The following is a 9,318-nucleotide window of genomic DNA, read 5'->3' as shown; positions in this document are numbered from 1 at the left end:
CGTCCTGTGGGGCGGCGCGAAGGGCGTCGGCCGCCACGGCGGCATCCGCATCAGTCAGGCCACCGCCGAGGTCCCCGGCACCCCGGAGAAGGGCGACCGCTTCGGCGCGGCCGTGGCGCTGGAGGACCTCAGCGGCGACGGCACGGCCGAGCTGATCGTCGGCGCCCCCGGCGAGGACGTGAACGGCCTCGGCACGGACGCGGGCGTGGTCGTCGTCGTGGGCGGCGGCAAGGGCAGCTCGCGCCCCGGCTCGAACGCCATGGTCGGCCCGTCGTCCAACTCCGCGTACGGCTGGTCGGTCGCCGCGGCAGACGTGACCGGCGACGGCGGCCGGGACATCGTGGTCGGCGGCCGCGACAAGGTCGTCCTGCGGGCCGTCGTCGACGGCGGAGAGGACCTCGTCACCACCACCGTCCTCGCCACACCCATGGGCGGCCGCGCCCCCCTCCTCGCCACGGGCGACTTCAACGCCGACGGCACGGACGACCTGGCCCTCGCGTTCCACACGATCAACGCCCCCTACACCCAGTCGCACGTACGGCTGTGGACGTGGGACCCGGCCGAGCGCCGCATGGACAACTTCTGGAACGCCAGCAACGGCGCGGCCTCCGCCCTCGCCACCGGCGACTTCGACGGCGACGGCCTGGACGACCTGGCCCTCGGCGAGTGCCGCGAGATCGCCGACGAGAACATCGACGACCCGTGCGGCCCGGAGTCGTACGCCAAGGGCGGCGGCATCCACGTCCTCTACGGCCACCCGAGCTCCTTCGGCTTCCGCACCCAGACCCTCAACCAGGACACTGTCGGCGTGTACGGCGTCGCCGAGGACGGCGACCGCTTCGGCGCGTCCCTCGCCGTGCTGGACTGGAACCGCGACGGCCGCGACGACCTGATCGCCGGTGCCCCCGGCGAGGCCATCGGCAGCCGCGCCCGCGCCGGCGCGGCGACCCTGCTGCTGAGCCACAGCGGCGGCATCCTCGACCCGTCCGGCGAGGCCACGTCCGTCGCGTACAACCAGGACAGCCCCCATGTCCCCGGCGCGGCCGAGACCGGCGACGCGTTCGGCGCGGCCGTCGCGACCGGCGACTACAACAAGGACGGCGTCCCCGACACGGCGGTCGGCGCCCCCGGGGAGAACGGCGGCTCCGGCGGCGTCTGGCTCCTCCCGAAGACCTCCACGACGGGCTCGTACGCCCTCACCCCGTCCAGCCTGGGCCTCCCGTCCCCGACGACGGCCCTGCAGTACGGCAGGTACATGAGCAGCCACTGACCCGGCCCCGGCAGGGTCAAAGCCTTCCTCGCGACACCCTGAGTACTCCCGGATGATCCCGGAACGAAATCTCCGACCCGAGTACCTGACGATCCCTTAGGGGATGTCACAGCTCGGCCGCAAAGCCGGGCCGGTGCCCCCCGGTCCGGCACGCCGCTCGCCGGGACCAGGTACGTTCGATGACGTGGCTGGATTCAGGATCGGACGCGGCCGGGACAACGGCGCTCCTCAGACGCGACCGCAACACCCCCCGCACGGACAGCAGGCCCCGCAGGCCGGCGGCCCGTCGTACGGCTATCCCCAGACGCCACCGGGCCCGCCGTACGGCGGCGGCCGGGGCGGCAACCAGGGCTGGCCGCAGACGCACGGCGGCCGCCCGGGCAACTACGGCCCCCAGGGCCACCAGGGCCAGGGGAACCACGGCGAGCCGGAGTACTTCGGCGACGGCGGCCACGGCGGCGCCGGCGCGGACCCGTACGCGGCCAACAACCCGGGCCACACCCAGATGTTCGCCGTCGGCGAGGACCCGTACCAGCAGAGCGACACCTACCGCGCCGGGAACGCCCCCGCGGCCCCGGTCGGCCCGCGCCTGCCGTGGAAGGACCTTCTGAAGGGCATCGTCACCAGCCCGAACCAGACGTTCCTGGTGATGCGCGACTACGCGGTGTGGGGCCCGGCCCTCATCGTGATGTTCCTCTACGGCCTGCTCGCCGTCTTCGGCTTCGACACGGCCCGCGAGGACGCGATCAACGCGACGCTGTCGAACGCCGTGCCGATCGTCCTGGTCACCGCCGTGACGATGGTGCTGAGCACGTTCATCCTGGGCGTGGTCACCCACACCCTGGCCCGCCAGCTGGGCGGCGACGGCGCGTGGCAGCCGACGGTCGGCCTCTCCATGCTGATCATGGCGCTCACGGACGCCCCCCGCCTGGTCGTGGCGATGTTCGCGGGCGGCGACGCGCCGTTCGTCCAGATCCTCGGCTGGATCACCTGGGTCGCCGCGGGCGCCCTCCTGACCCTGATGGTCTCCAAGTCCCACGACCTCCCCTGGCCGAAGGCCCTGGGAGCATCGGCGATCCAGCTGATCGCGATCCTGTCCCTGATCAAGCTGGGCACGTTCTAGCCGCGGGGCAACAGCCTCCGAGCAAGCACCGACCCACCGAATGAGGGGCTCCCGCCCAACCGACCGGGAGCCCCTCACTCACATCACGACCTGCCCGCAGGCTCCGCAGGCAATGCCCCAAGCCCACTACTCACCCTTCGCCCTCTGGACGTAGAGTTCTTCGCCCCCTAAAAGCTGTCCCGTAACCGATCTTCGACTGGATGTATGCCCCTGCCCGTCCGGTGGTCATCCTGTCAGCGTGAGGTTGTGCAGGCGGGCGATGCCAATGCCTTGCAGTCGTTTCGGTTGCCCGGGACAGGCTGGCCGACGGTGACGATCAGCCGGGTGTCAGCGTCGATGACGACTTGGTGATTGGTCGAGTAGCGGTAGTTTTTCGACTGCTCGGCGATGGTGTGGTCGCGGGTGGGGACCAGGGTGCCGTCCACGATCAGTACCGTGCCCTTGCGGAACCCACTGCGAGGCTGGAGCGCGAGTAAGGGCCCGAGCTGCTCGACTATGCGTCCAGCGGCCGACTTCGACACCCCGAACCGAGGCGCAAGCTGCCGAAATGTCAGGGTCGTTCGCCAGCAGGCGACGACCAGCAAGACCCGGCTGGATGGCGCTGGCCGGTGCGCGGGCGTCGACCGTGTTCGTGGTGGTGGGGGTGATCGCCGGGCTGGAGTACCTGACCGGCTGGCCGGCGCTGGCCTTTTCCAGGGCCCGGGACATCCTGCGGGTGGAGTTCGCGCCGGCCGGGGTGCCCGCGTCCCTGCGGTTGGTCCGGGCCGCCGGGCCGGACGACTGGCTGCCCGTCAAGACCCTGCGCGAGGTGCGGCTGACGCACAAGGTGGTGGAGCCGTACCAGGGGGACTACAAGCCGGCCGTCAAAAAAGGGGATGCAGAAACGCTTCCGGCTCCCTGGCTCCGCTCACCGTGGCGGAAGTCCGCCGGCTCCTGGCGCCTGGCCTCACCCCGAACCTCCGAGCCGGGCGGTCGCTTCGCGCACACATGTTGAGCTGGTCACTCTGTCGTCGCCGACGCCAGGCTGTCGCCCGCCATTGCCACTATCGGCGCCGACTGCACTCGTTGGAGAGGCGGTTGTACAAGTCCGCCCCTGACACACCATCAGCCAACTACACTCCGCACGACGCCCAGTGACCAGGCCAGGTAGCGAAACGCTGCTGGAGTCTAGGACGTGTCTCCTTGATGGGCTGGCCAGTCGACCGGATGTGCCTGTCCGTTGCTGATCACTGAGCATTTTCAGCGTGACCACCTATCAGGTGACAGCTCAGGCGCCTCTGGCGTCAAGCACTTGCCGGGGAGGCAGTCAGTTGAAAGCGTCGGTCATGCAGTCCACCAGGCAGTCGGCAGCCTCATAGCGCTGGCGGAGGGCGGCAGCTGCTTCTTCGCGCTCCACTAAGAGGTATCCGTAGTGCTGGCGCGCCACCCTGGTCACGTCTCCGACCGTGACGATGGCCGGTTCGTCGTGTGCGGCCCGTCGACGCGCTCCGGCGATTGCCATGTCCGCAGAGCGCAGCAGGTTTCTGGAACGATCCCGGATCACGGCTGCCTGGGCGCGTTTCGTCGAGAGGGGACGCAGGACATGTCCTCTCCAGACGTAGCCGGCGGCGACAAGGATGAGACCGAGCGCTACGAACAGGAGTCCGCCTGGGGCGTGAGGTCGCATCTATCCAGTCTTCACCACTCGCGTGGTGATCGTCATGCCCGCGTCGGCGGCCGATTGTCGGAGCGACTTGGTGTCAGTGAGCCCTTGCGCAACGCACGAGGCTCCCGTGCCGTTGAGGGAGGTGTTCGAAGTCTCAAACCACAGGCACAGGAGCCGCGTTGGTTCCGTATTCTGCCGCACTCGACCTGCCTCACGCCCTGGTCGAGTGGGTCACCATGCTCATCGTCACCCGCGAGGGTGACCGCCGCTGCAAGCTCCCGCCGCACCAGCGTGCCCTGGTCGGCCTGGTGTACCTGCGTCGGCACGACACCCTCGCCCAGCTCGCTGCCGGGTTCGGCATCTCCGTCGGCACCGCCCACGCCTACACGACAGCCGTCGTCGACCTGCTCGCCGACCGGGCTCCCGGCCTGCTGCGTGCTTTGCGCGAGACGGATCCGGACTACGTCCTGCTCGACGGCACCCTTGCCGAGTGCGACCGGGTCGGCGACAGCCGGGCCGACTACTCCCACAAGCACCGCCGACATGGGGTGAACGTGCAGGTGGCGACCGACCCCGCCGGGCGGCTGCTGTGGATCTCGCCGACGATGCCCGGCCGCGCGCACGATCTCACTGCGGCCCGCGCCCACCGGATCATCCGGATCTGTGAACGCCAGGGCGTCCCGATCCTCGCCGACCGCGCCTACATCGGTGCCGGCCCATGGGTGACAACACCCCTCAGACGCCCGCCGGGCCGTGACCTCACCCCGACCCAGCAAACCATCAGCCGAGCGCTGGCCACGGCACGGGCACCGGTCGAACGCGGCGTCACACGACTGAAGTCCTGGCGGATCTTCCGCAAGTCCCGGTGCAGTCCGAATCGAATGTCGTCAATCTCCGCGGCCGTGCTCACTCTGGAGCGGCAACGCTGAAAGACCTCACTGATGCGATGGGGGACCGGGCGAGCCGATGACGCCGGCCGATCCGGCCCGCGGGCGGCGATGAGCGGATCTCCGCCGCACGCTGGAGGCCATCGCTCGCGTGGAAGTACCGCACCTGCCCGCCCTCGCTCACCAGGCCGCACTTCACCTCGCGGCCGCCATCCTCGTCCGGGCCTGTACGGGCCCCGGCTCCGCGGCCGAACTGATCACGGCGAGTCCGTCCGAGGCGCCTCACCGGTGCGAAGAGCAACCAATGGACGGCCTTGAGCACCCCGCTCGGCGAGTTCTCGACGCTCCCCACACCGCAGACGACCGCCGCAGGCGCACGTCGACCGGACCGGCGTCAGTGAGTGCCACCGGCCCCGCCGCGAACGCGGGTCGGGCACCGAGCCGAACCGGAGGCTCAGGTGAGCGACCTGGTCGGGGTTCGCAATGATCACCAAGCCCGCGCCCGCACCGCTACCTGATCCTCACACCAAAGACCCTTACGACCAAGGGACTTGAAGCCCCCTGGTTTCAGCCTGCGAACGTTTCTGCCCGCGGATTGTGCGAGAGGTATTGACGTTGATCACCGGATCCCTATCATCCAATTGCTCGACACTTCGACCCTTGTTCGGCATATCGGACAATCGGGGCCGCACCACACCGCCTCCGGACACCCCCTGACGGGCCGAACCGGAGTCGCTTGCTCAAGGATGACGAGGTCCTTATGCACAGACGTAGTTTCAGCAGCAGACGCCCGTCCGCGGTGCTCGCCGCCGCGGTCGCGGCCCTGGCCGCGTTGGCGGCGCTGCTGGTCGCCAGCCCGGCTCAGGCGGCCACCACCAGCGACGTGCGCGGTGTTGATTCCGGCAAGTGTCTCGACGTGTCGGGCTTCAGCCAGACCGACGGCGCGAACGTGCACATCTGGGACTGCCACGGTGGAGTCAACCAGCAGTGGACGTTGACGGACAGCAACCAGCTGACCGTGTACGGCAACAAGTGCCTGGATGTCCGGGGCGGCGCCACCACGTCCGGGACCGCGGTGCAGATCTGGTCGTGCAACGGCAGTGACAACCAGCAGTGGCGGGTGAACTCCGACGGCACGATCGTCGGCGTGCGGTCCGGGCTGTGCCTGGAGGTCGCGGGCTGGGGCAAGGCCAACGGCACGGGGGTGCAGATCTGGTCGTGCCACGGCGGCGCCAACCAGAAGTGGACCGGCCTGTCCGGGACGGGCAACACGTGTGCTCTTCCGTCGACCTACCGCTGGACCTCGACCGGCCCGCTGGCGCAGCCGGCGAACGGGCAGGTCGCGCTGAAGGACTTCACCACCGTGAAGTACAACGGCAAGAACCTGGTCTACGCAACCACCTCCGACGGACAGAATTGGGGCTCGACGATGTTCAGTCCCTTCACGAACTGGTCGGACATGGGGGCGGCCACCCAGACCCCGATGAACGAGTCCGCGGTGGCGCCCGAACTGTTCTACTTCGCGCCCAAGAACATCTGGGTGATGGTGTCCCAGTGGAGCCAGTGGCCGCTCTACTACCGCACGTCCAGCGACCCCACCAACCCCAACGGCTGGTCCGCCAAGCAGCCGCTGTTCACCGGCACCCTCCCCCAGAACCCCGATCCGAACCGGAAGGATGCCCCGATCGACCCGACCATGATCGCCGACGACCAGAACATGTACCTGTTCTTCGCCGCTGACAACGGCAGCATCTACCGGGCGAGCATGCCGATCGGGAATTTCCCCAGCAGCTTCGGCTCCTCGTTCACGACGGTCATGAGCGACACGGAGAAGAACCTGTTCGAGGCGCCTGAGGTCTACAAGGTCAAGGGCCAGAACCAGTACCTCATGATCGTCGAGGCTCGGGGTGTCAATGAGCAGCGCTTCTTCCGCTCGTTCACGGCCTCCAGCCTGAACGGCACGTGGACCCCGCAGGCCGCCACCGAAAGCAACCCCTTCGCCGGCAAGGCCAACAGCAACGCCACCTGGACCAACGACATCAGCCACGGTGACCTGGTCCGCGACAACCCCGACCAGACCATGACCATCGACCCCTGCAACCTGCAGTTCCTCTACCAGGGCAGAAACCCCTCCTCGGACGGCACCGACTACCTGAAGCTGCCGTACCGGCCGGGCCTGCTCACCCTGCAGCGCTGACCCGCCTGATCACGGTGATCGCGATGTGGTGCGGTCCGCCGACGCGTGGACGAGCTGTCTACGGCGTGGGCGACTCCACCCGCTGACCGATACTCACCGCCTTGAGGAACCCCAGCCGCGCGTCGGCTGGGGTTCCTCCCTTTCGTGGATTCTCATCATGGGTACGGACCGAAGTCCTATGACGCCACCGGGGATCCGCCTGCCGGCCGTGGTGTGCCGAGAATCCGAAGTCCACCGAGCACTTGTCGAGGCGCTGGAGCACGAAGGCGCTCAACACGTTGTCCCTCAAGTCGTCGAGGATCTGACGCGGCAGATCTCCGGGGCCCCGGCGAGCCCGCTCCCTGACATCTACACCTGACCTCAACGTCGGCAGACAACAGCAGCTCTCAGCAAACCGTGATAGCCCGGAAGCCACCCTCGCCCAGCGCGAGCAGATCCAGGGCGACACCCACCCCGACACCCTGACCAGCCGCAACAACCTCGCCCAGGCCTGTCGAGCTGCGGCAGCTGTACAGCAGACAGATACAGCAACCCCAGAAACCGCCCCCGACCACCAACCCCCCGCAGACACCCCCGAGCAACCTGTTTGACCGTCCCCAACCGATCTCTGTAGAGCTACGGATCAGAAGGTGCACGTGCCCCATCCGTACCCGATCCAGCGGGAAACCACGGGGAACCCAGGGGTTGAGGGGGCGCAACACACGGCAACGACCCCTGACCGTATGACCTGGTCAGGGGCCGTTCACTATGCGGTGGGTGTGGGATTGGAACCCACGGTGACTCGCGCCACGACGGTTTTCAAGATCGCTCGCCTGAGCGCTCAGCAAGCGGATCGGCGCAGGTCAGAGCGCTTCCCTGTTCTGCTTCTGGGCCTCGCCCGACCTATGTACTGGAGGCAAGACGCTCCAGGGAAAGTTGATCCACTCGTCCGTACGCTTCCACACGTACTCGCACTTCACGAGGGAGTGGGACTTCTCATAGATCACGGCGGACCGGACCTCGGCGACGGCGTCGAGGCAGAAGTCGTGCACGAGCTTGAGCGTCTTGCCCGTGTCGGCGACGTCGTCCGTGATCAGGACCTTCTTGTCGGAGAAGTCGATCGCGTTGGGCACGGGCGCGAGCATGACGGGCATTTCGAGGGTGGTGCCGACGCCGGTGTAGAACTCCACGTTGACCAGGTGGATGTTCTTGCAGTCGAGGGCGTAGGCGAGCCCGCCGGCGACGAAGACACCGCCGCGGGCGATGGAGAGGACGATGTCGGGCTCGTACCCGTCGTCGGCGATGGACTGCGCGAGTTCGCGTACGGCGACGCCGAACGCCTCGTAGGTGAGGTTCTCCCGGACCTGGGACATGCTCACACCTGCGTTCGGTGGAAGTTGAGGAAGGACCGGGAGGCGGTCGGCCCCCGCTGCCCCTGGTACCGCGACCCGTACCGCTCGCTCCCGTACGGGGACTCGGCCGGCGAGCTGAGCCGGAACATGCACAACTGCCCGATCTTCATACCGGGCCACAGCTTGATCGGGAGCGTCGCGAGATTCGACAGCTCCAGCGTCACGTGACCGGAGAACCCGGGGTCGATGAACCCGGCGGTGGAGTGCGTGACGAGCCCGAGCCGCCCGAGCGAGCTCTTGCCCTCCAGACGGGAGGCGAGATCATCGGGCAACGTGATGACCTCGTAGGTGCTGGCGAGCACGAACTCCCCGGGGTGCAGGATGAACGGCTCGTCACCCTCGGGCTCCACGAGCCGGGTGAGATCCGCCTGCTCGATGGAGGGGTCGATGTGGGGGTACCGGTGATTCTCGAACACCCGGAAGAAGCGATCGAGCCGCACGTCGATGCTCGACGGCTGCACCATGGATTCGTCGTACGGATCGATCCGCACCCGTCCCGCGTCGATCTCGGCCCGGATGTCCTTGTCTGAGAGAAGCACGCCCCGAGGATACGCAAGACGCGCGGACCCTCCGCATTCGGGCGGGGAACCGCGCGTCTCACACCTACCGAAGCCGGCCCCGCACGCCTACGCCGCACGACGCCACCGCAGCACTAGGGCTGCGGCCTACTGCATCTCCTACTGACCCACTGGCTGCCACTTGCCGCTGACTGCCTGCGGCCTACTGCTTCCCGCTTCTCGCTCACCGCTTCTGCAAGGCGACCGGCACGACGCTGCGCCCGGCTGCGCAGCGTCGTGCCGGTCGC

The 9,318-nt window shown here is 68.3% G+C and carries 8 protein-coding genes and 1 pseudogene; 5 read left to right on the top strand and 4 right to left on the bottom strand.

From position 1 onward, the window contains the following. Together AOK23_RS38025 and AOK23_RS38020 are read left to right on the top strand one after the other, a co-directional pair. The coding region (locus AOK23_RS38025) for an FG-GAP-like repeat-containing protein (RefSeq protein WP_055717036.1) at window positions 1-1,270 on the top strand (1,270 nt) is incomplete at its 5' end. A gap of 103 nt (window positions 1,271-1,373) precedes the next feature. After that, window positions 1,374-2,393 (top strand): Yip1 family protein, encoded by a 1,020-nt coding sequence (locus tag AOK23_RS38020; protein ID WP_107102971.1) that lies wholly within the window; start codon window positions 1,374-1,376, stop codon window positions 2,391-2,393. Between the two features lie 266 nt (window positions 2,394-2,659). On the opposite strand, the pseudogene AOK23_RS38015 reads toward AOK23_RS38020, so the two are convergent. Then, a pseudogene (locus tag AOK23_RS38015) lies at window positions 2,660-2,983 on the bottom strand (transposase family protein); the annotation flags it as partial. Here AOK23_RS38015 and AOK23_RS50875 point away from each other — a divergent pair. Beyond that, complete coding sequence (locus tag AOK23_RS50875; protein ID WP_240496741.1) at window positions 2,941-3,387, top strand: hypothetical protein; 447 nt, start codon at window positions 2,941-2,943, stop codon at window positions 3,385-3,387. The pseudogene AOK23_RS38015 and the gene AOK23_RS50875 sit on opposite strands and share 43 nt — an antisense overlap. 312 nt (window positions 3,388-3,699) lie before the next feature. On the opposite strand, the gene AOK23_RS38005 is transcribed toward AOK23_RS50875, so the two are convergent. Further along, window positions 3,700-4,059: a hypothetical protein gene (locus AOK23_RS38005; RefSeq protein ID WP_055717034.1), complete on the bottom strand. Its 360-nt coding sequence runs from the start codon at window positions 4,057-4,059 to the stop codon at window positions 3,700-3,702. A gap of 158 nt (window positions 4,060-4,217) precedes the next feature. Between AOK23_RS38005 and AOK23_RS38000 the strand changes: the two genes are divergently transcribed. Both AOK23_RS38000 and AOK23_RS37995 read left to right on the top strand, forming a co-directional pair. Then, complete coding sequence (locus AOK23_RS38000; RefSeq protein WP_055717033.1) at window positions 4,218-4,967, top strand: IS5/IS1182 family transposase; 750 nt, start codon at window positions 4,218-4,220, stop codon at window positions 4,965-4,967. Between the two features lie 718 nt (window positions 4,968-5,685). Beyond that, window positions 5,686-7,122, top strand: a complete 1,437-nt coding sequence (locus AOK23_RS37995) for a non-reducing end alpha-L-arabinofuranosidase family hydrolase (RefSeq protein WP_079049935.1) — start codon at window positions 5,686-5,688, stop codon at window positions 7,120-7,122. A gap of 842 nt (window positions 7,123-7,964) precedes the next feature. On the opposite strand, the gene AOK23_RS37990 is transcribed toward AOK23_RS37995, so the two are convergent. Then, entirely contained in the window at window positions 7,965-8,474 is a 510-nt protein-coding gene (locus tag AOK23_RS37990; RefSeq protein ID WP_055717031.1) for a phosphoribosyltransferase, read from the bottom strand. Window positions 8,475-8,476: 2 nt separating this feature from the next. After that, window positions 8,477-9,052 carry a dCTP deaminase gene (dcd, locus tag AOK23_RS37985; RefSeq protein ID WP_055717030.1) on the bottom strand — a complete coding sequence of 192 codons (576 nt, stop codon included), beginning with the start codon at window positions 9,050-9,052 and terminating at the stop codon, window positions 8,477-8,479. Between the last annotated feature and the right edge of the window lie 266 nt (window positions 9,053-9,318).

This window comes from Streptomyces torulosus (assembly GCF_001419765.1).
GTDB lineage: Bacteria > Actinomycetota > Actinomycetes > Streptomycetales > Streptomycetaceae > Streptomyces > Streptomyces torulosus.
This window is presented reverse-complemented; position numbering and strand designations above follow the sequence as displayed.

Coding starts and splice junctions, on each gene's coding strand:
- AOK23_RS38020 (WP_107102971.1), top strand. CDS start 1,374: ATGTCACAGCTCGGCCGCAAAGCCGGGCCGGTGCCCCCCGGTCCGGCA.
- AOK23_RS50875 (WP_240496741.1), top strand. CDS start 2,941: ATGTCAGGGTCGTTCGCCAGCAGGCGACGACCAGCAAGACCCGGCTGG.
- AOK23_RS38005 (WP_055717034.1), bottom strand. CDS start 4,059: ATGCGACCTCACGCCCCAGGCGGACTCCTGTTCGTAGCGCTCGGTCTC.
- AOK23_RS37995 (WP_079049935.1), top strand. CDS start 5,686: ATGCACAGACGTAGTTTCAGCAGCAGACGCCCGTCCGCGGTGCTCGCC.
- AOK23_RS37990 (WP_055717031.1), bottom strand. CDS start 8,474: ATGTCCCAGGTCCGGGAGAACCTCACCTACGAGGCGTTCGGCGTCGCC.